Origin of the sequence: Jannaschia pagri, assembly GCF_019655435.1 — a bacterium.
GTDB lineage: Bacteria > Pseudomonadota > Alphaproteobacteria > Rhodobacterales > Rhodobacteraceae > Jannaschia > Jannaschia pagri.
In genome coordinates this window covers 293,798-315,962 of sequence record NZ_BPFH01000005.1, presented here as the reverse complement: position 1 = coordinate 315,962, position 22,165 = coordinate 293,798, and the positions used below count along the sequence as shown (strand labels likewise).

Annotated in this window: 16 protein-coding genes; 13 read left to right on the top strand and 3 right to left on the bottom strand. The window is 64.2% G+C overall.

Annotated features, from left to right (window positions below; all coding sequences use genetic code 11):
• Positions 1-81: 81 nt before the first annotated feature.
• The 3 genes from purC to K5R33_RS14580 all read left to right on the top strand — a co-directional run bounded on the left by purC (position 82) and on the right by K5R33_RS14580 (position 2,531).
• A complete protein-coding gene (purC, locus tag K5R33_RS14590; protein ID WP_220749792.1) occupies positions 82-843 on the top strand; it encodes a phosphoribosylaminoimidazolesuccinocarboxamide synthase in 762 nt (253 codons plus the stop codon).
• Between the two features lie 44 nt (positions 844-887).
• Positions 888-1,115, top strand: a complete 228-nt coding sequence (gene purS / locus K5R33_RS14585) for a phosphoribosylformylglycinamidine synthase subunit PurS (protein WP_220749872.1) — start codon at positions 888-890, stop codon at positions 1,113-1,115.
• 381 nt (positions 1,116-1,496) lie between these two features.
• Positions 1,497-2,531: a zinc-binding dehydrogenase gene (locus K5R33_RS14580; protein ID WP_220749791.1), complete on the top strand. Its 1,035-nt coding sequence runs from the start codon at positions 1,497-1,499 to the stop codon at positions 2,529-2,531.
• A gap of 157 nt (positions 2,532-2,688) precedes the next feature.
• Here K5R33_RS14580 and K5R33_RS14575 read toward each other — a convergent pair whose 3' ends face one another.
• Complete coding sequence (locus tag K5R33_RS14575; protein ID WP_220749790.1) at positions 2,689-3,021, bottom strand: hypothetical protein; 333 nt, start codon at positions 3,019-3,021, stop codon at positions 2,689-2,691.
• Between the two features lie 439 nt (positions 3,022-3,460).
• On the opposite strand from K5R33_RS14575, the gene purQ reads away from it, so the two are divergent.
• From purQ to K5R33_RS14545, 6 genes are all read left to right on the top strand, one after another.
• On the top strand, positions 3,461-4,129 hold the full coding sequence (purQ, locus tag K5R33_RS14570; protein WP_220749789.1) for a phosphoribosylformylglycinamidine synthase subunit PurQ: 669 nt from the start codon (positions 3,461-3,463) through the stop codon (positions 4,127-4,129).
• Between the two features lie 191 nt (positions 4,130-4,320).
• On the top strand, positions 4,321-6,072 hold the full coding sequence (locus tag K5R33_RS14565; RefSeq protein WP_220749788.1) for a sensor histidine kinase: 1,752 nt from the start codon (positions 4,321-4,323) through the stop codon (positions 6,070-6,072).
• A 9-nt stretch (positions 6,073-6,081) separates the two neighbouring features.
• Entirely contained in the window at positions 6,082-7,416 is a 1,335-nt protein-coding gene (locus tag K5R33_RS14560) for a sigma-54-dependent transcriptional regulator (RefSeq protein ID WP_220749787.1), read from the top strand.
• 54 nt (positions 7,417-7,470) lie between these two features.
• Positions 7,471-8,274, top strand: a complete 804-nt coding sequence (locus K5R33_RS14555; RefSeq protein WP_220749786.1) for an endonuclease/exonuclease/phosphatase family protein — start codon at positions 7,471-7,473, stop codon at positions 8,272-8,274.
• A 34-nt stretch (positions 8,275-8,308) separates the two neighbouring features.
• A complete protein-coding gene (locus K5R33_RS14550; protein ID WP_220749785.1) occupies positions 8,309-9,070 on the top strand; it encodes an alpha/beta fold hydrolase in 762 nt (253 codons plus the stop codon).
• Positions 9,071-9,475: 405 nt separating this feature from the next.
• Positions 9,476-12,883 carry a ribonuclease E/G gene (locus K5R33_RS14545; RefSeq protein ID WP_220749784.1) on the top strand — a complete coding sequence of 1,136 codons (3,408 nt, stop codon included), beginning with the start codon at positions 9,476-9,478 and terminating at the stop codon, positions 12,881-12,883.
• A 100-nt stretch (positions 12,884-12,983) separates the two neighbouring features.
• Here K5R33_RS14545 and K5R33_RS14540 read toward each other — a convergent pair whose 3' ends face one another.
• Positions 12,984-14,285 (bottom strand): M48 family metalloprotease, encoded by a 1,302-nt coding sequence (locus K5R33_RS14540; RefSeq protein WP_220749783.1) that lies wholly within the window; start codon positions 14,283-14,285, stop codon positions 12,984-12,986.
• 96 nt (positions 14,286-14,381) lie between these two features.
• Here K5R33_RS14540 and K5R33_RS14535 point away from each other — a divergent pair, with 96 nt between their 5' ends.
• From K5R33_RS14535 to prfB, 4 genes are all read left to right on the top strand, one after another.
• The gene (locus tag K5R33_RS14535) at positions 14,382-15,530 is read left to right on the top strand and encodes an aminotransferase class I/II-fold pyridoxal phosphate-dependent enzyme (RefSeq protein WP_220749782.1); all 1,149 of its coding nucleotides are present in this window, start codon (positions 14,382-14,384) and stop codon (positions 15,528-15,530) included.
• Complete coding sequence (locus K5R33_RS14530; protein ID WP_220749781.1) at positions 15,527-16,729, top strand: N-acetylmuramoyl-L-alanine amidase family protein; 1,203 nt, start codon at positions 15,527-15,529, stop codon at positions 16,727-16,729. The genes K5R33_RS14535 and K5R33_RS14530 overlap by 4 nt, the downstream gene beginning before the upstream one ends.
• Before the next feature lie 186 nt (positions 16,730-16,915).
• Positions 16,916-19,444, top strand: a complete 2,529-nt coding sequence (locus K5R33_RS14525) for a penicillin-binding protein 1A (RefSeq protein ID WP_220749871.1) — start codon at positions 16,916-16,918, stop codon at positions 19,442-19,444.
• A 79-nt stretch (positions 19,445-19,523) separates the two neighbouring features.
• Entirely contained in the window at positions 19,524-20,648 is a 1,125-nt protein-coding gene (prfB, locus tag K5R33_RS14520) for a peptide chain release factor 2 (RefSeq protein WP_220749780.1), read from the top strand.
• Positions 20,649-20,808: 160 nt separating this feature from the next.
• On the opposite strand, the gene K5R33_RS14515 is transcribed toward prfB, so the two are convergent.
• Positions 20,809-22,113: a glycosyltransferase gene (locus K5R33_RS14515; RefSeq protein WP_220749779.1), complete on the bottom strand. Its 1,305-nt coding sequence runs from the start codon at positions 22,111-22,113 to the stop codon at positions 20,809-20,811.
• Between the last annotated feature and the right edge of the window lie 52 nt (positions 22,114-22,165).

Below are 22,165 nucleotides of genomic sequence, written 5' to 3'. Positions count from 1 at the left end.
ACCCTGCAAGTCGCTTTGCTTGCGGCTTTGCCGCAATCGGCTTATGTGCGGCCTTTGATCCCAAGGACCCGAGGAACGCATATGGCCCGGCGCAAGAAGCTTTATGAAGGCAAGGCCAAGATTCTCTACGAAGGCCCAGAGCCCGGAACCTTGGTCCAATACTTCAAGGATGATGCGACGGCGTTCAACGCTGAAAAAAAGGCGGTGATCGACGGCAAGGGCGTGCTCAACAACCGCCTGTCGGAATTCTTCATGACCGGTCTCGCCTCCGTCGGCGTGCCGACCCACTTCATCAAACGCCTGAACATGCGGGAGCAGTTGATTCGCTCCGTTGAGATCATTCCGCTTGAGGTGATCGTTCGGAACGTGGCCGCTGGCACGCTCTCCAAACGCCTCGGGATCGAAGAGGGCACCGCGCTGCCACGCCCCATCATCGAGTTCTGCTATAAGGACGATAAGCTGGGCGACCCCCTGGTGGCCGAAGAGCATATCATCGCTTTCGGTTGGGCCAGCCAGCAGGATTTGGACGACATCATCGCGCTTGCCTTGCGGGTGAACGACTTTCTGTCGGGCTGCATGTTGGCGGTGGGCATCAAGCTGGTCGACTTCAAGATCGAGATCGGCCGCGTTTGGGACGGCGATTTTCAACGCTTGATCCTAGCCGACGAAATCAGCCCTGATTCCTGCCGGTTGTGGGATATCGAAACGGGCAAGAAACTCGACAAGGATGTGTTCCGACGGGACCTGGGTTCGCTCGCCGATGCCTATACCGAGGTGGCACGACGGCTGGGTGTCCTCCCTGCCAACTCCGGCCCCGTGACGCGGCCCACATTGATTAACTGACCCTGTTTGGGTCCATGAACGAACGAAAAGACGAGGGTGGCACGATGAAGGCCCAGGTGACGGTAATGTTGAAGGACGGCGTTCTGGACCCCCAGGGAGAGGCCGTGCGCCATGCCCTCGGCGCCCTTGGGTTTTCCGGGGTCGAAGGTGTGCGCCAAGGCAAGCTGATCGAGTTGGACCTGGCGCCGGGGACGACCGAGGATCAGGTGCGGTCCATGTGTGAAGGTCTGCTGGCCAATACGGTCATCGAAAGCTACCGCATCGAGATGTAGGGGGGGTCGCGCATTAGGCGGCACCGCCTAGTTGCGGATCCCCATGCAATCGTTCTGCTGTCGTCTTCAAGGCATTTCGTTACCGTCTCTGCATCCTGTTTTTCGGGGGTGTGGCCTGCATCGGGTGAACTAGGCTGGTCGGAAAAACCGAATCCAAGCTGGCCTGATCTCCGCCTTTGACGCGCGCCTCGCCGTTGCTCACGCGAGACGGTGGCCCGTGTCGGGCACCACAAACCGTCACCGATGCCAGGTTCGAAACCGTCCGACGCTTCGAACTCTTTACGGCTCACCTACTTCCGCCATCCCCGCAGCGCACAGAAATAGGGGTGACCGCGCGCGCACCCTTGCTAACCTCCCCAAAAGATCACGGGAGGAATGATCATGCGCGCTGCGGTTCTGCGGGAATACAACGCTCCACTGTCCATCGAGGAGGTCCCCGATCCGGTATGCCCGCCCGATGGTGTGGTCCTGCGGGTGGAGGCTTGCGGCGTCTGTCGATCCGACTGGCATGGCTGGGTGGGGGAGCATCCGCGCGTCAAACCCGGCCAGATCGGCGGGCATGAGTACTGTGGGGAAGTGATCGAGGCCGGACCCAATGCGACCCATGCGGTGGGCGATATGCTCGTCGCCCCCTTCATTCTGTCTTGCGGGTCTTGTCCCCAGTGCCGGTCCGGCGCGTCCAACACTTGCCTGGACCAAAGGCTGCCGGGGTTTGTAGAACCCGGCGCCTTTGCCGAATACGTGGCCGTCCCCCGGGATTTCAATCTGGCGCGCTTGCCTGAGGGTCTATCGGCCACCGTCGCGGCGGGCCTCGGGTGCCGGGTAACGACCTCTTGGCACGCATTAACGGGCCGAGCGGCGCTTCAGGGTGGCGAATGGCTTGCCATTCACGGAACTGGGGGCATCGGCCTCTCGGCTGCGCTTTTGGGAAAGGCGCTCGGGGCCCATGTGGTTGTGGTCGATGTGGTCCAGGAAAAGCTCGACCACGCCATGGGCCTTGGGATGGATGCCGCCGTTTTGGCGGGGGAGACTACGGCGGCACAGATCAAGGACATAACCGGTGGCGGCGCCCATGTCTCAATCGAGGCACTCGGAATCCCCGCTACGGTCAATGCTTCGCTGGAATGCCTTCGTCCCATGGGGCGGCACGTGCAAGTCGGGCTACCCACCGGCCATACGGCCCGGATGGATGTGAATATGTCTGCCGTCTACCAGGGTAATCTTGCGCTCTATGGAACACGGGGCATGCCGTCTTGGCGGTATCCGTCCCTCCTGGGTCTTATCACCAGCGGCGCCGTGGACATATCCCCCATGATCGCGCGCGAGGTCGCGCTGTCGGATGTGTCGGACGAATTGGCGGCGTTCAACGGCCCGACCCCACCAGGGGTTGCCATCGTCACCGACCTCGCCGGCTAGACACCAAAAGCACCCCCCGCCCGAGCGCTCTGGCTCGAAGGCGGGGGGTGCTCGTGCCGCAACGCACCTCGGAGAGAGGGGGGAGAGACCGGGGAGGGTGGCGCGGCATCACTCCGACCGGGCGGGGGGACACCCGGCCGGAGCAGTCGTTCAAGGATCAGTCGTCGTCGCGGCTCTCCTCGGCGAAGCGGGCAAAGATGTCCGTGGCGATGGTGTTCTTGCCGACGACGGTCGCGCCGTTCAGCCCGCGCCGGTCGTTGGCGTTGTCCTCGGTCGCGTTGAAGATCGCGAAGGCCTCACCCAAGGACCCCGAGCGCGTCGAGACGGTCACGGTTGCATCGCCGCTGGGCAGCCGCGAGCGGTCGTTGGCGCGGTCGATGTCCTGGTTGAAGTAAGCGATGGCCCCGGCGGCGCCTGCGGGCACTTGGGCGGAGGCGGCTCCGGCGATGGAAGCGGCGGCGACGATGGCGGAGAGGATGAGCGTTTTCATAGTGTTAGTCCTTATGTGAGCGGCCCAGTTAGCGTTGCGGCGGGCCGGAGTGGGTTGCGGTGTGCTGGGCTGTTGCCCTGCTGATGGGATTGATATGCGGGAGCGTGGCCTGACATTCAACAAACGGACGCGTGAGAATGGCGCGATAAACGTGCACCCACGCACAGACTCATCCCCCAACCGCACGGCCCTCACGGGCGCGCGACGGCAGCTCACCAAACCGCGACAATTCCCCTAAAATCCGACACGAAACCCGCACCCCAGCCGCGCCCCACCCCGAGCAACAGCCACCCGCCCCAGCTTCTTCTCGGCAAAAATACTCCCAGCCCAACAGCCCCCAAAAGGCGCGGCGGGCGAGATCCGGGACCCCACGACCGCTGGCCCCCCGGGTCCAGATGTGTCAAAGCGGCGCCAACAACCTCGAACGACAGGTGTCGCCATGAAAGCCGCTGTTCTCGTCTTCCCCGGATCCAACTGCGACCGCGATCTTGCGGTGGCGTTCCGTGCCGCAGGATTTCAAACAGAGATGGTCTGGCACAAGGAAACGGCATTGCCCCCTGGCACGGATCTGGTTGGCGTCCCGGGTGGCTTTAGCTATGGCGATTATCTGCGCTGCGGGGCAATTGCGGCGCGGTCTCCGGTGGCGGCAGCTTTGCGCAACCACGGGGATCGCGGGGGATACGTCTTCGCGCCCTGCAATGGGTTTCAGATTTTGACCGAGGCCGGGATGCTGCCTGGCGCACTCCTGCGCAATGCGGGCCTCAAGTATATCTGCAAGACCGTCGGCCTGCGCGTCGAAGATACCGAGAGCGCCTTTACCCAGCCCTACGAAAAGGGGCAGGTCATCGACATCCCCATCGCCCATCACGAGGGCAATTACACGGCGGACGCCGAGACGATTGCCCGTTTGAACGGGGAGGGACGCGTGGCGTTTCGCTACGTGAACACGCCCAACGGCGCGACGGATGATATCGCAGGTGTTCTCAGCAGCAACAAGCGGGTCCTGGGGATGATGCCCCACCCGGAGCGTGCTTCGGATCCGGCTCATGGGAATACCGACGGTGCGGCCCTCTTCGCGGGGTTGGCCCAAGCGCTGGTTGCGGTCTAGGCGACCGCACTTCACCAGACAGATCTGTCTGTGAGCTGTGTTACAGCGCCTCGGCGAAGACATGCCTTTGGGTGTGCGGGGCGGGCAGCGCTCCGCCGACGGCTCTCACCTCGCTTGAGACGGTGCGGGCCGCGCGGTAGCTATATCTCATGTGGTGGCGTAAACGAGCGGATCGATCTAGGGCGCGGCGGATGTTGGCCGAAGGGTCGGAGCGTGTGCTGCCCCGCCTGCCAATGCAGGCCCGGGTCATCGTCGTCTCAACCGTCATGGTCGCGATCGCCGTGGTCTACGTGGCAAACGGCTACCTGACCGAAAAGTTCGTGGAAACGACCCGGACCCGGGCGGAGCTTCGGCAATCGCTCTACGCGGGCGCCATCCTGTCGGAGTTGCAGCGGAACTCCGTTGTGCCCTTGCTCTTGGCGCGGGATCAGACGTTGATCTCGGCCCTGAACGCGCGGGACTTCTCGGCCTCGTCGCAAAGGCTCATCTCTTATGTGGACGAAATTGGCGCGGCCTCGATCCGTCTTTTGGACATGGAGGGGCGGACCGTCGCGGCGACGGACCGGACGCAGCTCGGCAGCCTACATGCGGAGACGCCCTTCTTCACGGAGGCCATCGACCGAACGGACACCGTCTTTACCTTGGCCCCCGATGCCACGGGCGCCTATGAGGCGAGTTGGAGTCGCCTGGTCCGCAACGGGGCAGAGCCCTTGGGCGTGATTCAGGTCCGCATTGACCTCGCCCAGTTCGAAAGCCGGTGGCGTGGCACCACCGCCGCCGTCGCGGTGACCGATGCGGCTGGCAATGTGATCCTCTCGACCGAGCCCCGTTGGCGCGGGAAGCCATTGGACGAAGCGCTCCAGGCCATGTCGGTCCCCACCGCGCTGGAGCGGGCGCTGGCCACCACCGGCGCCTTTGGCCCTGACCTGGAGGAACGCTTTGTCACCGGCGCGGCCCTCATGCAGATGGAGGCGCGGGTTCCCTTTCGCGGATGGCGCCTGGTCAGCTTCACCTCCTACGAAAGCGTCCGGGAACGGGTGAACGGGGTGCTTGCGCTGATCCTGATGGGGTTCGCACTGCTGCTGGCCTTGGGCTTTTACCTCCTCAACCGTCGCTCAACGCTCCGGTCCCTGTTGTTTCAGCGGGAATCTGTGGCGCTCCGCCGTCTGAATGACCGGCTCAGCCGCGAAATCGCGGAGCGGAAGCGCGTTCAGGAGGAGTTGAAGGAGACCGAGTTGAGCCTGGCCCAGTCATCGAAGCTGGCGGCCCTGGGTGAGATGTCGGCGGCCGTGAGCCACGAGTTGAACCAACCCTTAGCAGCCATGAAGACCTATCTGGCTGGGGCGCGCCTGTTGTTGGAGCGGCGACGCGCCGACGAAGCCTTGTCGTCCTTCCAACGTATCAACGATCTGATCGACCGCATGGGTGCGATTACGCGGCAGTTGAAGTCCTACGCCCGAAAGGGTGGTGAGGCTTTTGAGGATGTGGATGTGCGGGACGCGCTGTCTGCGGCCCTGACCCTGATGGAGCCGCAGCTGCGCCAAGAGAAGGTGCGCCTGACCCAGGCCCTGCCGGATGTGCCAGTCCGCGTGCTAGCCGACCGCCTGCGCCTGGAACAGGTCATCATCAACTTGGTGCGGAACGCCCTGGACGCCATGAATGGCGTTGAAGATCCAGAGTTGGATTTGCTGGTGACCATGGGGGACGAAGTGGTGATTGCCGTGCGCGACAACGGCCATGGCATCGACAACCCCGAGCACCTTTTTGAACCGTTTTATACCACCAAGAAGCCTGGTGAAGGTGTGGGCCTGGGCCTCGCCATCTCGTCAGGCATTGTCGCTGACCTGGGTGGGCGGTTGACCGCCCGAAACGGGCAGACAGGCGGAGCAGTCTTTGAAATCCGCCTGCCTCCATTGGAAACAAAGCAAACTGCGGCTGAATAAGGACACCCGATGGCTGAACAGACACGGATCGCAATCGTCGACGACGAACAGGATATGCGCCAATCCATCAGCCAATGGCTGGCGCTCTCCGGGTTCGCGACCGAGACCTATGGGTCGGCGGAAGAGGCCCTCAAAAAGGTCACGGCGGACTTTCCAGGCGTCGTCATCAGCGACGTTCGTATGCCGGGCGTCGATGGGATGCAGTTTCTTAAGAAGCTCATGAGCGCCGATAGCTCTTTGCCCGTCATTATGATCACCGGCCACGGAGACGTTCCCATGGCGGTCGAGGCGATGCAATTGGGCGCCTATGACTTTATGGAAAAGCCCTTCAACCCAGACCGTCTGACTGACTTGGCCCGCCGCGCCGCGCAGGCCCGCAAGCTAACCCTGGACAACCGGGCCCTGCGGCGCGAGTTGTCCGATGGCACCGTTCTGATGCGCAAGCTGATCGGCACCAGCCCCGCGATGGAGCGTCTGCGCGAGGATATTCTGGATTTGGGCCAGGCCGATACCCATGTCCTGATCGATGGAGAGACGGGCACCGGCAAGACCCTGGTGGCCCATGCGCTCCACGCGGTTGGGCCGCGCGCAGGCAAGACCTTTGCCATGACGTCCTGCGCCGCCTTGGGCGAAGAGGAGTTAGGCGCCAAGCTGTTCGGCCCCGTGACCGAGGGCGGTTTGCCCCTGGTCGAAGAGGCGCGGGGCGGGACCCTGGTCCTCGAAGACATAGAGAGCCTGCCGCTGGCGCTCCAGGCGCGTTTGCTGACCTTCATCAATGACCAGGGCGCGCCAGCGGAGACACGGATCGTCGCGATCTGTAACTCCTCTGATCCGAACAAAACCTGCGAAGATGCCCTGCGGTCGGACTTGTTCTTCCGTCTCGCGGCGATGAAGTTGGTCCTGCCGCCGTTGCGCAACCGGGGCGAGGACGTGCTGACGCTGTTCACTCATTTCGCCGAAGCCTTTGGCGAGGAATATGGCGCCACGCCCCCGCAGGTTTCCGCCCAGGAAGCCGCGCAGCTGTTGCAGGCGCCCTGGCCCGGAAATGTCCGCCAACTCATCAATTTGGCGGAGCGCGCCGTGCTGCAACAGCGGCGGGGGACAGGCTCGATCGCGTCGCTTCTCATGTCCGATACGCAGGAGCAGGGTGAGACGGTGCAGGTGACGACCGAAGGCAAGCCGCTGAAGGAATACGTCGAAGCCTTCGAGCGGATGTTGATCGACAATACCATGCGCCGTCACCGCGGCTCCATCGCCAGCGTGATGGAGGAGCTTTCGCTGCCCCGTCGGACGTTGAATGAGAAGATGGCAAAATACGGCCTCAGCCGGTCCAACTATCTCTGACCGCGAACGGATGATCCCCGCCCTGCCATGGGCGGGGCGGGGGATGTCGCGGTCATGCGGATCATCAGTCTAAATGCTTGGGGCGGGGCCGTTTGGACCTCGCTCGGGCCGTGGATCGCCACCAAGGCCTTTGATGTCCTCTGCCTGCAAGAGGTGACACGCCGCATCGCGCCGTCACCGAAGTGGTTGGTTTATGGCGACGCATATCGTCGCCTGGATCAGCGGGCGGATTTGTTCGGGGATGTGAGCGCCGCGCTGCCGGATTGGCAGGCAAGCTTCGCCCCCGCCGCGCGCGGTCCCTTGTTTGACGCGGCAGGACAGGCCGTGCCTTCGGAACATGGTATTGCGATCTGGGTCGCGCCCCACCTGGCGGTCACGGGGCGGTCCCAAGGCTTTGTCCATGGCGCGTTTCGCGCCGAGGGGTGGGGGCCAGAACCCGTCCCCCGCGCGGTGCAGTCTTGTCGTATCGAGGGCGGTGGGCGGCCCGTTTCTGTCACCCATCTGCACGGGCTGCGGGATCCTTCGGGCAAAGGCGACACGCCGGAGCGTTTGGCCCAAGCCCAAGCCTTGCTGGATCATCTGCAGCATTTTACGGGCCCCGATCAGACGACGGTCGTGGCGGGGGACTTGAACCTGCTGCCCGACAGTCAAACCTTTCCCCTATTAGCGCAGCGGGGCCTCGTTGAATTGGTCACGCACTACGGCCATGACGACACGCGGACTGCGCTCTACGGCAAGGCGAAGCGCCACGCCAATTACTGTTTGACCGACGATATGGAGCGCGTCCGCGCGTTCGATGTCCCGGCCACGCCTGTTTTGTCCGACCACCGTCCGCTTGTTTTGGACCTCTTTGATTAAAGCGTGTCCCGGATAGCGGGGCCGAAAGGACCACATGCTTGCCCATCGTATCATCGGCGCGCCCTCTGGCCGGCCCGTTCTCTTTTTGCATCCCGGCAATACGACCGGGGACGCCTGGGGCGATCTGATCGCTGACCTGCCGGGCGTGCGCGGCATCTGTCCCGACCTTCCCGGTTTTGGCGGCAGTCGCAGCACCCCGCTGACGGATTTCGCCGACAGTGCCGACCACCTCGCGGATCTCCTCCGGGCGGAGCGATTGGGGCCTCTGCCAGTCGTCGGGTATTCCTTGGGTGGCTACACGGGCTTCATGCTGGCGCTGCGGCATCCCGATCTTGTGGAGAAAGCCTGCTTGACCAGCTTTCAGGTGATGCCCCTGTGCGGCGGCTGGTGGATCGTGCCGTTTCTGAACGTGGTGTCACCGCTGATGACCCTGCAGTTCATGCGGAAACGCGCGTTTCGCTCCCTCGGCGTCCCCCAAAGCGGGTCGTGGGCGGTCTCTCCGAAATCCCCGTGTACGGCAGCGACCCTGCGCCAGATCGGTCGCCTTGCCGTCCGATTCGATGTGCGTGGTCACGTGGCACAGGTTGAGCCGCCCCTTCTGGTACTTGCCGGTGAGGAGGAGTTGCCGAGTATTCTGGACAGCGTGCGCCTGATTGCCGGGGGGGCGCCCCGCGCGCGCGGGGCGATTGCACCCGGTGGACATGGCTGGCCCGCAACCCATGCCGATCTGTTTGCGAAGGTGGTACACGCCTGGCTTCGGGATGACCCGCTGCCCGAAGTGCTGCGCCACGTCTGACGTCAAGCGCTTTGGCGTATTGGTCATTGTCATTCTGTGGAAATTGTCACAGACAGGTAACACGGTCGTGCCGCCGATTGGTTGGCGGTCGGGACCGGTCGGATTCTTTTCCGTGCGCCCAAGGACCAAGACCATCGGTTCGCGCATCGGGGGAAGGTTACGGGCAGGCATAGGCCGCCCGGATAGCACGCCCGGCACCGTTGCCGGGATATTGAATGGGCCCACCCCCGCACCTGCGGGGCTGCTCGGGCCGGAGTAGAAGCGCGATGACGCAGGACGGCACACTCACGCAGGGGACGCGGCACGGCCGCCCCCTGGGGGCTGTCTCGTGTCTCGCCCAAATCAGTCAGTTGCGCAGCTCAGGGCCCCCAGGGGCCTTGGACCGGCGGGACTGTGGAAAGCACTATGGCGAAGAAAATGCTGATCGACGCCACCCACCCGGAAGAAACCCGGGTCGTGGTGGCAGATGGAAACAAAGTCGAGGAATTTGATTTCGAGAGCCTGAACAAGCGGCAGCTTGCGGGCAATATCTACCTGGCAAAGGTCACGCGGGTTGAGCCGTCGCTTCAAGCGGCATTCGTTGACTATGGCGGCAACCGCCACGGGTTCCTCGCATTCTCGGAAATTCACCCGGATTACTACCAGATCCCGAAGGCCGATCGCGATGCGTTGTTGGCCGAGGAACGCGCCTATGCTGAGGCCATGGCAGCGGCCGAAGACGCCGCAGATGCCAAGTCTAAGGGCGAGGGGGACGAAGACGCCTCCGAGGCCGGGGCCGAGGGTACGGAAGAGGAAAAGCCGAAGAAGAGCCGGTCGCGCTCCAGGTCCCGGTCGCGGAAGAAGAAAACCGAGGAGGGTGCAGATGCGCCTGCCACAGCGGGCGAGACCGCTGAGGAGGCGCCCGCGCCAGGTTCGGACGTTGAGAATGAAGTCGCGGTGGCCGCGCCCGATGGGGCGGGTGACGGCAGTTCTGCACCTGAGGCAGAGGCGCCAGCCGAGGCACCCGTGTCCGGCGATGATGTCCTTGAGGTGGTCGATACGTCTGAGTCAGCCGTCGCGGAACTGGATGCCCCTGATGGATCCGTTCAGGTGACGTCGGAAGCCTCGGACGTTTCTGAAGAACCCGCCCCTGAGGTCGAGACGTCGGATGATGCCGAGCCGTCGTCGGATGGCGACGAGACTGGGACGGATGATGACGGCCCCGTCACGACCATCGCGGAAGACACGGGGCTTGAGGACGAAACCATCGGTTCTGGCGCCGAAGATACCTTGGTTGAGACGCCAGAGGGCAATGCTCTCGCGCAGCCCGAAACGCCGGACGTTGCTCTTGAAGCAGGGACGTCCGATCCCGTGGATGGCGCGACCGATGCGGATGCTGACGCGTCGGAGACAACGGCAACCGTGGACGCGTCAGAACCCGTCGCGCCCCAAACGGATGCTCCCCAAACGGACGCCCCCCAGACAGACGTTCCCATGGGTATGGAGACCGTTGACCTGCAGGAGCCCGACACCGGCGAGGAGACCAATCTGGTCGAGGAGCCGGCCCCGAAGAAGTCGCGCTCACGCAGCCGTAAGAAAGCCTCCGAGAAAGACGCTTCGGTCGAAACGGTGGCTGATGACGATGAGGCCGATGAAATCCGTCCGCCCCGCAAGCCACGTCCCCGCAAGTATAAGATCCAGGAGGTGATCAAGGTCCGGCAGATCATGCTGGTCCAGGTCGTCAAAGAAGAGCGTGGCAACAAGGGCGCGGCCCTCACCACCTACCTGAGCCTTGCAGGACGCTATTGCGTGTTGATGCCGAACACAGCGCGCGGTGGCGGGATCAGCCGCAAAATCACCAACGCTGCTGACCGCAAGAAGCTCAAGGAAATCTCCTCCGAGATCGACGTGCCCCAGGGCGCTGGTCTGATCGTCCGCACGGCGGGCGCCAAGCGGACGAAAACCGAGATCAAGCGCGACTACGAATACCTGCAACGCCAGTGGGAGCAGGTGCGCGAGTTGACGCTCAAGTCCATTGCTCCCGCACCAATCTATGAAGAGGGCAACCTCATTCACCGGTCGATCCGGGATCTTTACTCTCGCGACATCGATGAGGTCATCGTCGAGGGCGAAGCCGGGTACCGCCAGGCCAAGGACTACATGAAGCTGATCATGCCGTCCCACGCCAAGAACGTGAAAGCCCATGCCGAAGGCGGACAACCTCTCTTCGCGAAACATGGGGTGGAGCAGTATCTGTCGGCCATGTTCAACCCGACGGTGCAGCTGAAGTCCGGCGGGTACATCGTGATCGGGATCACCGAGGCTTTGGTGGCCGTGGACGTGAACTCTGGCAAATCGACGAAGGAAGGGTCCATCGAGGACACCGCCGTCAAGACCAACCTGGAAGCCGCTGAGGAGGTGGCGCGTCAAGCCAAGCTCCGTGACTTGGCTGGCTTGATCGTCATCGATTTCATCGACATGGACGAGCGGAAGAACAACACCGCCGTCGAAAAGCGCCTGAAAGATGCGCTCAAGAACGATCGCGCACGGATCCAGGTGGGTCGGATCTCCGGCTTTGGTCTGTTGGAAATGAGCCGCCAGCGCCTGCGCCCGGGCATGTTGGAGGCCACGACCCAAGAATGCCCCCATTGCCACGGTACGGGTCTGATCCGGTCCGACGATTCGGTCGCGTTGCAGGTGTTGCGCGCCATCGAAGAGGAGGGGACCAAAAAGCGGTCGCGTGAGGTGCTGCTCAAGGTCCCGGTGGGCATCTGCAACTACATCATGAACGACAAGCGGGAGCATCTCGCCTCCATCGAGGCGCGCTACGGCATGGCCGTGCGCTTGATGGCAGACCCCAGCTTGGTGGCGCCCGATTTCTCGTTGGAGAAGTTCAAGACGGCCACACGTCAGGTGCCGAAGCCCACGGCCCAAGTTATTGCCATGGATACCTCCTGGACCCCCGAGGAAGAGGAGGACGTGGTCGAGGCGGAGGCCCAAGAGGTGACCGAAGTGCCCGCATCCGATCCGGGCGAGGGTGGGGACGGTGCGCCCAAGAAGCGTCGGCGCCGCCGGTCGCGCAAGCGGAAGTCCTCGGGTGAGGATGGACCCCAGGCCACGCAAGAGGCGACCGCCGACGACGCGCCTGTCGCCGACGTCTCTGCGGACGTGGAGAACGGGGCCGATCCCGTTAAGGATGTGGTCGATGAAGCAACCGCTTCGGAGACGCAGGCGGAGGCCGCACCAGCGGACGCAACCCAGTCAAAGGGTAAGTCTCGTAGTCGCAGTCGCAGCCGGTCCCGGAAGTCCTCGGCTGCTGTCAGCGAAGAGACGGCACCTGTGACGGATGCGGAGACGCAAGAGGTAGAGCCTACCCCTGAGCCTCAGACGTCGGCACCGGAGGCCGAGGCAACCACCGAGGTGGAGGACGCTCCGAAGCCGAAGCGCAGCCGTGCCCGGGCGAAAGCCCCTGCACCCGCGCCGGAGCCGGTTGACGCGCCTGTGCCTGAGCAAGCTGCCGCAAATTCGGTGGCGGAGGAGACAGCCGACGCGCCCGAAGCGACGGAGGACACCGCACCAGCGGCTTCGGCACCGGAGACGCCTCCCACCACAGTCAAGCGCCCCCGTGCCCGTGCCAAGGCCCCCGCGCCGACGGCCAACTCGGTGACTGATACCGTGGCCGAAGACGCGCCTGCGGAGGCCGAGGAAGACCCAGCGCCAGCCCCTGAGACACCGGCGGACCCCGTGGTCGAGGTGGCAGAGCCCGAAGTGATTGCAGAGGCCGACGCCCCCAAGACGCCGAAACGGCGCGGGTGGTGGTCTTTCGGCGGGTGACCCAAGCATCTGATGTGACAAACGAAACGCGCTCCTCTGGGGCGCGTTTTGCTTTGGTGCGATGTGTCCTAGACCATTCGTCCGCCCAATGTGACGGCGATCACCGGCGTTGTCGCGCTGCGCTGAGCACGTCTTCGGCGCGTAGCCATCCGCTCGACCCGCGTGGCAGCAGGGCCAAGGCCCGCTCCGCTTGAATCCTGGCATCTTCCATCCGGCCCAGCACGGCGTAGCGCTCCGCAACGGCCACGGATGCCAGCCCGTTTTGACCCGCCCGTGCATGGGCCGTGGCCAGGTCTCGCAACAGGCTTGGATCGCTGGGGGCGCTGCTCCGCGCCGCAGACAAGGTGCGCAGAGCCTCCGCGTCGCGGCCCGCGGCAAGCTGGGCGCGGCCAAGACCGGCCCGGATCAACGGCTCCCGCGGGGCCAGTTGGACGGCACGGGCATACGAGGCGACAGCGGCGCCCGGCTGTCGGCTTTCCAGTAGGAATTGCCCTTTGAGTTCATGGTAAAACGCGTCCGAAGGCCGGGCAGCGATTAGGGCGTCGATGCCTGCGATGGCGCGCCTGGCGTCCGGTTTGCGGTGATAGGCGATGGCCCGTCGGAGAGCCGCGACCTCGCTCGTATCTCGGCCAACGCGGCGCAACGTCCAGGATGGTGCGCGCAGAAAGGCAGATAGCTTGCCCACGGCGCGGGCGTGCCAGTAATCCACTGCGGATCGGTCCCTCTGGCGGGGTGTCACCGCCCCGGCGAAGGCCTCGACGGCGCGGATGCGGTCCCGCGACAGCGGGTGTGTGCGCACATAGGGGTCTTGGCGCCCGGCGGAGAGGTATTCCTGACCCTCGAACCGCTTCAGGACGGTTACGGCGGCTTGCGGATCCGTTCCCGCCGCAGCCAGATACCTCAGGGCGGATTGATCGGCGCTCGCCTCTTCCGCACGGGTATGGGCAAACAGCGACCTTTGAGCCGCCGACGCGCTGCCTGCCGCTATACCGATGCCAGCCTCGGCACCGCCAGCGACTGCCGCGGCCGCGCTGAGGGCCAGGCCGATGGCCGCCGCCGTCTGGGAACTGCGGGCGGCGGCGGGCCGGCGGGTCAGGTGCCCGTTGGCGATATGGGCCGCCTCATGGGCGATCACGGCCTGCACCTCGTCCGAGCTGTCCAAGCGGATCAACAGGCCCGAGTGCAGAAAAATCGCTCGGGCGTTCCCGACGAAGGCGTTCATGGAATCGTCGTTGATGACATAGATACGGGTCGACCCCGGCAGACCGGCCGCTTGCAGGATCGGTTGCGCCACCTGCCGCAGGGCGAATTCGATCTCCGCGTCGCGGATCAAACCCCGTGCGGAGGCGACCTGCACGGTCAGGCACACTACCGAGAGAACAACGGTAAGAAGACGGAGCATGGCGGACCTCTTGCGTGGATGGGGCAGGGGCGTTGACGGCGACCGTCGGCGCGGTCCATCAACCGCCGATAACACCAGCAGTCTAGGGAGCAGGCGATGACAGGCGCAAGGCGGTTATCGGTCCGCAGTCAGGTCGACCCGTTCATCGTCATGGACGTGATGGAGGCCGCGCGCCAGTCGGAGGCGGCTGGCAAATCGGTCATCCATATGGAGGTCGGGCAACCGGGCACGCCCGCCCCTGCAGCGGCCCGGACGGCCTTGGCCCAGGCAATGGAGACAGGTGCGTTAGGCTACACGGTCGCTTTGGGACTACCGGCGTTGCGGGCGCGGATCGCGCGGCTCTATCGGGATTGGTACGGCGTTGACTTGGACCCAGGCCGTGTGGTCGTGACGGCTGGTTCCTCGGCGGCGTTTCTTTTGGCGTTCACAGCGCTGTTCGATGCGGGTGATCGTGTTGGTTTGGGGCTGCCCGGCTACCCATCCTACCGCCAGATCCTTCGGGCGCTCAGCTTAGAGGCGGTCGGCATCGAAACCCGCGCCGAGGATCGGTTTCAACCGGTCGCAGGGACCTTGCCGGACCTCGCGGGCTTGATCGTCGCCTCGCCCGCCAACCCGACTGGTACAATGCTCGACCGTGGCGCCCTCACGACATTGATCGACGGATGCCATGCCCAGGGAACGGCCTTTATCAGCGACGAGATCTACCACGGTGTCCAATACGGGGACCGTGCCGTCAGTGCGTTGGAGGTGTCTGACGACGTCTATGTCATCAATTCGTTCAGCAAGTACTTCTCGATGACGGGCTGGCGCATTGGGTGGATGGTCGTGCCAGAGGATCACGTTCGGACCGTGGAGCGCCTGGCTCAAAACATGTTCATTTGCGCCCCCCACGCCAGTCAGGTCGCCGCGCTGGCCGCCTTGGACGCAGAGGAGGAGTTGCAGGCAAACCTTTCGGTCTATGCCGAAAACCGACGGATCTTGCTTGAGGGCTTGCCCGCCGCAGGGTTTGATCGGATCGCGCCGCCCGACGGCGCGTTTTACATCTACGCCGATGTGTCAGACCTGACGCAGGACAGCCGCGCCTTTGCTGCAGAGGTCTTGGAGAGGGCAGGGGTCGCCGTGACGCCGGGGCTGGATTTCGACCCTGGTCGGGGGGCCGGAACCCTGCGGTTCAGCTACGCGGGCAGCACCGCCGATATGGTCGAAGGGGTGGAGCGGCTGCGCCGGTTCATGGCCGCGCGATGAGGGCCTGGGTCCTATGCCTCCTGCTGTGGGTCGTCGCCCACCCGGTCTGGGCCCAGGATTTTCGCGCATTGGCCGTGCCTGATAGCGCCGCGTCCCGCATAGAGGATGGCTGGCGCGGGCGATTGTCCTTGGACTTAGCCATCAGCCAACCCGTGCCCTGGCGCGTGTTTCTGCGAGACGATCCTTGGCGGTTGATCATCGACACCTCCGAGGTGGATTGGGCGCGGCTCGACCCCTCTGTCATCGAGGGGGAGCAGGCGACGGCGCTCCATGCGGGGCGCGTCCACCTTGGCTGGTCGCGGCTGGTCGTCGATCTGGCGGGACCCATGCGGATCGACCGCGCTTGGATGGAGACGGGACCCACGCCGCGCATTCGCATTGATGCCCGTCCAGGGATCGAAGGGGAGGCCTCGCCCACCGGTCCCTTGATCACGCAAGCCTGGGATCAGGCTACCCCCCAAGCCGTGGCGCCGACGCCGCGCCGCCACCTGGGCGACCGGCCCTTGGTCGTCGCCCTTGATCCTGGGCACGGAGGCATTGATCCGGGTGCCGAGCGGGCCGGGGTGACCGAGGCGGGCCTTATGCTCGCGTTTGCCCGCGAACTTGCGGAGATGCTGCGTCGGGCGGGCCATGACGTTGTTTTGACCCGAACGGACGATTACTTCGTGGCCCTGCGCGGTCGGGCGAGCATCGCGCGGGACGCAGGGGCCGACCTGATGATTTCGCTCCATGCCGATGCCATCGACGGGGGCGGGGCCCAGGGCGCGACGGTCTACACGTTGTCAGACGATGCGTCCGATGCGATGTCAGCGGAACTCGCCGCCCGGCACAGCCGCGACGATCTCCTGCTGGGCCTCGACTTGGAGGATCAGGGAGACGAAGTGGCCCGCGTTTTGATCGATTTGGCCCGTGCGGAGACGGAGCCCCGCTCCGACGCGCTGGCGGATGCCTTGGTTGCGTCCATCCGCGAGAACGGCATCCGTCTGCACAAACGTCCCCGGTTGGAAGCGGCCTTCACGGTCCTCAAAGCGCCAGATATCCCGTCTGTCTTGGTCGAGGTGGGGTTCATGTCGGACCAGCAAGACCTTTTGAACCTGACGACGCCAGCCTGGCGAACGCGCATGGCGTCGGCGATCTTGGCTGCGGTGGATGCCTGGGCCATCGAGGATGCGGCCGCCGCCCTGCGCTTGCGCCAATAGTCTAGGCTGACCTGCGGCATTTCGGTGCGGCAATTGCTTGCCAGATCATGCGTCGGTGCTTTGACCCTGACCCGGATGATCTTTATGCTTTCGGCAAGATTTCTCTGACAGAGGCGCGATATGCAGCTCAAAATGGCGACCTTCGCAGCGGGACGCGGTTTCGCCAGTGCGCTTCACGGCGCACTTATGTTCGTGCTCTCGACGGTTGGCGGATTGTTCTCGGCCATCACGCTCGGCATCATTGCTGGGGCGTTGACCGTTGGCGCGGTCCTCTGGATGTATGGGCGCGATCTGCCGAACCACGAGCAATTGGCGCAGTATACGCCGCCCACGATCAGTAGGATCTATTCGGGTGAAGGCCGCTTGATGGATGAGTTCGCTAGGGAGCGGCGCCTATTCGCCCCCGCCGAAGAGATCCCGGATTTGGTGAAACACGCCTTCATCTCCGCCGAAGATAAGAACTTCTATCGCCATGCGGGCTATGACCCCCTGGGCATGGTCGCGGCGGCGGTGTCTGCTGCGCAGGGGGGGCGCCTGCGCGGTGCGTCGACGATTACGCAGCAGGTGATGAAGAACTTCCTGCTGTCCTCCGACCGCTCTGCCGAGCGCAAGGTGAAGGAAATCATTCTCGCCTCGCGCATCGAAGAGACGTTGAACAAAGAGGATATTCTTGAGCTGTACCTGAACGAGATTTTCCTCGGTCAGAACAGCTTTGGGGTGGCTGCGGCGGCGCAGACCTATTTCAACAAGACCTTGCCCGAATTGACGTTGGAAGAGGCTGCTTATCTGGCGATCTTGCCCAAGGCGCCCTCCACCTACCACCCCGTGCGCCAGGCGGAGCGGGCCATTGACCGCCGCAACTTCGTGCTTCGGGAAATGTTTGAGAACGGCTACATCACGCGCGGTGAGATGCAGGAGGCCCAGGCCAAACCGCTGCTGACCGTCCAATCGGGACACTATGCGCCGTTCCGCGCCGCGCTGCCGCCCCGAGACTATTTCACCGATGAGATCCGCCGCCAGTTGAGCCAGGACTTCGGCGAAGAGGAGTTCTTCACCCAGGGCTTCACGGTGCGCGCCACGGTGGATGCGGAGATGCAAGAGGTTGCCGCCCGCGCGCTACAACGGGCCTTGGAACGCTATGACCGCAGCAGCGGCATTTGGCGCGGGACCGAAAAGACCATTCCGGTCGAGACATTGTCCGACGAGGCTGCGTGGCGCGCGGCCCTGGCCGCCGTGGACGTGAGCCGTGATGTCGAAATCGGCAACACCTGGCACGTGGGCGTTGTCATGGACATCGGTGATCGGTCCTTGACCCTGGGGGTCGAGGACGTGGCCGAGCGCGTGAGCGTCCCACGAGAAGACATCCGCTGGATGCGCGGCAACTTCTTCGACAACTTCGAGGTCGGTGACGTCGTCCATGTGCGCCGCATGACCGAAGACAGCACCGGCAATCTGATCCGCTGGTCGCTCCGCCAAGTGCCCGAAGTACAGGGCGGCTTCATGGCCATGGATGTGAACACCGGCCGCGTGTTGGCGATGCAGGGTGGCTTCAGCTACCAGCACTCGGTGTTCAACCGCGCGACCCAGGCGACACGTCAGCCCGGATCAAGCTTTAAGCCCTTCGTCTACGCGGCGGCCCTCGACAGCGGGTATCAGCCGAACACGATTGTTGTGGATGCGCCGATTGAAATCGTATCGGGCGGCGAAATCTGGCGCCCGACCAATGCGTCGAACCGGTTCTACGGCCCGTCCCCCCTGCGGACCGGGATCGAGCGGTCCCGGAACCTCATGACCGTGCGCCTGGCCCAGGATGTGGGCATGAACGTGGTTGGCGATTACGCCGAACGCTTCGGTGTCTATGAGAATATGCCAGAGCTGCTGGCGAACTCTCTCGGATCGCAGGAGACGACGCTCTACAAGATGGTGGCCGCCTATGCGATGTTCGCCAACGGCGGGGAGCGGGTGGAGCCGACACTGGTCGACCGCATCCAGGACCGCTACGGGCGTACCGTGTATCGCCACGACCAGCGGGTCTGCACCGATTGTGAGCAATTTGCATCGCTGTCCGAGGGCTATGGCCCACGGATCGTGTCAAATCGTGAACAGGTCATGGACCCGATCACGGCCTACCAGCTGACCTCGATGATGAAGGGCGTGGTGGACCGCGGCACGGCCTCCAAGACCGTGAACCTGTCGGTGCCCATCGCGGGTAAGACCGGGACCACGAATGATGCCAAAGACGTCTGGTTCGTGGGCTTCTCCTCCTCCATCGCGGCGGGTTGCTACATCGGTCACGACCGCCCCCGCTCCTTGGGGCGCGGTGCGTCGGGCGGTGGTATGTGCGGCCCCGTGTTCAACGAGTTCATGCGCGAAGCCATCAAGAAATACGGTGGTGGACCCTTCGAGGTGCCGCCCGGCGGCTATTTCGTAAAGATCGACCGCTACACTGGCGCGCGTCTGCCAGACAGCGCTCGGGGTGAACACGTGGTGGCCGAATACTTCCGCGATGGGGACGATCCCTTCCTCGGGATTGGCGGTGGTGCAGTCATCGATGGTGGGTTCGCCATGGCCGGCGATCTGCCCCTGTTCGGGCGGGGAGAGACCGACGACAGCCCCGCGCCCGCCGCGCGAGAGGTCCAGACCTCTACCGGGCGCAAGGTGGTTGTCCCGCCCCGCGCGACATTTGGGGCGCTGTCGTCTGGCGGCCTGTATTGACGGCGGCGCCGGCGGGCCCAGGCTTGCCGGTGCGCCGGTCGCGCGATAGGTGACAGGCTCAACCTCGGAGCCTTGAGACATGCGCGCAGAAGTCCAGAACAACGTCGATGCCATCGCCAAATCCGTGGCGCTGCTCAAGCGGCGTCTGGATTGGGAAACGGCGGCCCATCGGCTCGAAGAATTCAACGCTATGATCGAAGATCCGACGCTCTGGGACAATCCGGAGCGGGCGCAGAAACTGATGCGGGATCGCCAAGCCCTGATGGACAGTATCGAAGGTATCAAGGCCTTGGAGCGGGACACCTCCGATAACGTCGAGATGATCGAACTGGGTGAAATGGAAGAAGACGAGGAGGTCATCTCAGAGGCCGAGGCGGCGCTTGCGGCACTGGTTGAAACCGCCGCCGAAAAAGAGCTTGAGGCGCTGCTCGATGGCGAAGCTGATGGCAACGATACCTTCCTCGAAATCAACTCTGGCGCGGGCGGTACCGAAAGCTGCGATTGGGCGTCGATGCTGGCACGGATGTATGTCCGCTGGGCGGAAAAGCGTGGCTACGACGTGGAGCTGCAGTCCCAATCACCGGGCGAAGAGGCTGGGATCAAGTCGGCAGCCTATAAGATCAGCGGCAAGAACGCCTATGGCTGGTTGAAGTCCGAAAGTGGCGTGCATCGCCTGGTGCGCATTTCGCCCTATGACAGCAGCGCGCGGCGGCACACCTCGTTCTGCTCGGTCTGGGTCTATCCCGTGGTCGACGACAATATCGAGATCGAGGTCCAGCCGAACGACATCCGCATCGACACCTATCGCTCATCGGGCGCCGGGGGACAGCACGTGAACACGACCGACTCGGCTGTTCGGATCACGCACTTGCCCACCGGGATCGTCACCACGTCATCGGAAAAGTCCCAACACCAGAACCGCGACATCGCCATGAAGGCCCTGAAATCGCGCCTCTATCAGATGGAGTTGGATCGCCGGAACGCGGACATCAATGCGGCGCACGAGGCAAAGGGCGATGCGGGCTGGGGCAACCAAATCCGGTCCTATGTCTTGCAGCCTTACCAAATGGTGAAGGACCTACGGACGGGGTTTGAAACCTCTGACACGGGCGGTGTCCTGGATGGCGCCCTAGACGGCGTGATGGCCTCGGTGCTCGCATCGGATGCCTCGGGCAAGTCTCGGGCGGATGCTGCCAACGACTGACGGGTCGTCTGTGGGGCAGGGCCGGGGGACGCCCCCCGGACCCCCGACGTGCATGACTGCGCAATGCCAGATTGGCGGGCAGGTCTGAGGTTGGAGGGGGCTCTGCCCCCGCGCCCTTGGCGCCCCCCGGAGGTATTTTTGCCGAGAAGAAGCCCCGGGGTCAGTGCTGGGGGAGCAATGTGGCGATCCGGTCGGCTGCGAAGGTCGCGCCGTTGCGGTTGCTGATGGTTTTGGCCAGTTTGCTGGCTGTTGGGTCGTCAAAAATGCTCAGCAAGGTGCGCAGCGCCTCCGCACCCCGTGCAGCGGTAAAGCCTGTGATCGGTAGTGTGGCTGCAAGGTCGAGGTCGCGCAGTCGAGCGGCGTTGTCGGGCTGATCTCCGCCCACGGGTAGGACCAGTTGCGGGCGGCCCGCACGCAGGGCCTCGGCCGTTGTGCCGATGCCGCCATGGTGGACGATCGCTGCCGCCTGGGGGAAGAGCGGGGCATGGGCGGCGTAGGCCAGTGGCAGGATTTGGTCGCTGGCAGCGGGGGCACCGGCTGTTCCGTGCAAAAGAACAGCGCGGAGGTCCATGCGACGGGCCATGTCGGCCGCGTCTTGCCAGAAGGTGTCGCGGCCAAGGCCTTGGGCGATGGACCCGAGCGTGACCACCAGCGGGGGCGGCCCGGCATCGAGCCAGGTTTGCGCGCCGTCAGGCAGACCGCCGGCGGGGGCGGGTGGAAAGCCTCCGAGGATCAGGCCGTCGGGGCCGTCTTGTGGACAGGGGGCGAAAACCTCATCCCAGAGCCCCAGAAGAAACGGGATGTGACCATCGTAGTCCAATAGTGGCGTCTTGGACGTCGCCGGAAGCCCCAAAGACCGTCGAAGACGGTTCTGGCCCGGAAGAAGGGTCATGCGCAGCGTGCGCCGGATCAGGCTCAGTGCGAACCGGTTCCAGAGCAGCGCCAAACGCGGCTTGGGGCGTCGAATGGCGAGGGCATAGACACCCCCTGTCGGCGGATCAGACGGTGCCATCGCCATCAGCGGTTGCAGGAGCATGGGCACAAACGGCAGGCCCCGGCGTTCCGCGGCGAGGGCCGCGCCCATGGCAAAGGGCGTGCCTGCCACGCATGCAGCGCCTTCTGACAGGTCTAGGACCGCCTGTGTCATTTCGGGCAATAAGGGCAGAAGGGCGCGTTTGAGCAACGGGCGCGGGTCGCGCAGGACGGATGCTGCGACCTCATCGCGTGTCATGCCTAGGGCCGCGCACATTTCCGCTTGGGAGGGGCCCACGGGCGTCGCAGTGAGGCCCCAGTCGCGGGCCACGTCGCAGTCTTCGGGGGTGAGCGCCAGTCTGACCTCAACGCCCTGCCTGGTGAGCGCCTTGGCCACCGACAACACTGGATAGAGGTCCCCGAGAGATCCCAGGGTCGATAGGACCACGCACCGCCGCGCCTCTTTCGGCACGGGTCGCTTCAGGTCCGTCAACTGAGACGCCCCGCGTCTCAGGGGGAGAGGCGGGGCGCTGTTATCGTCAGAT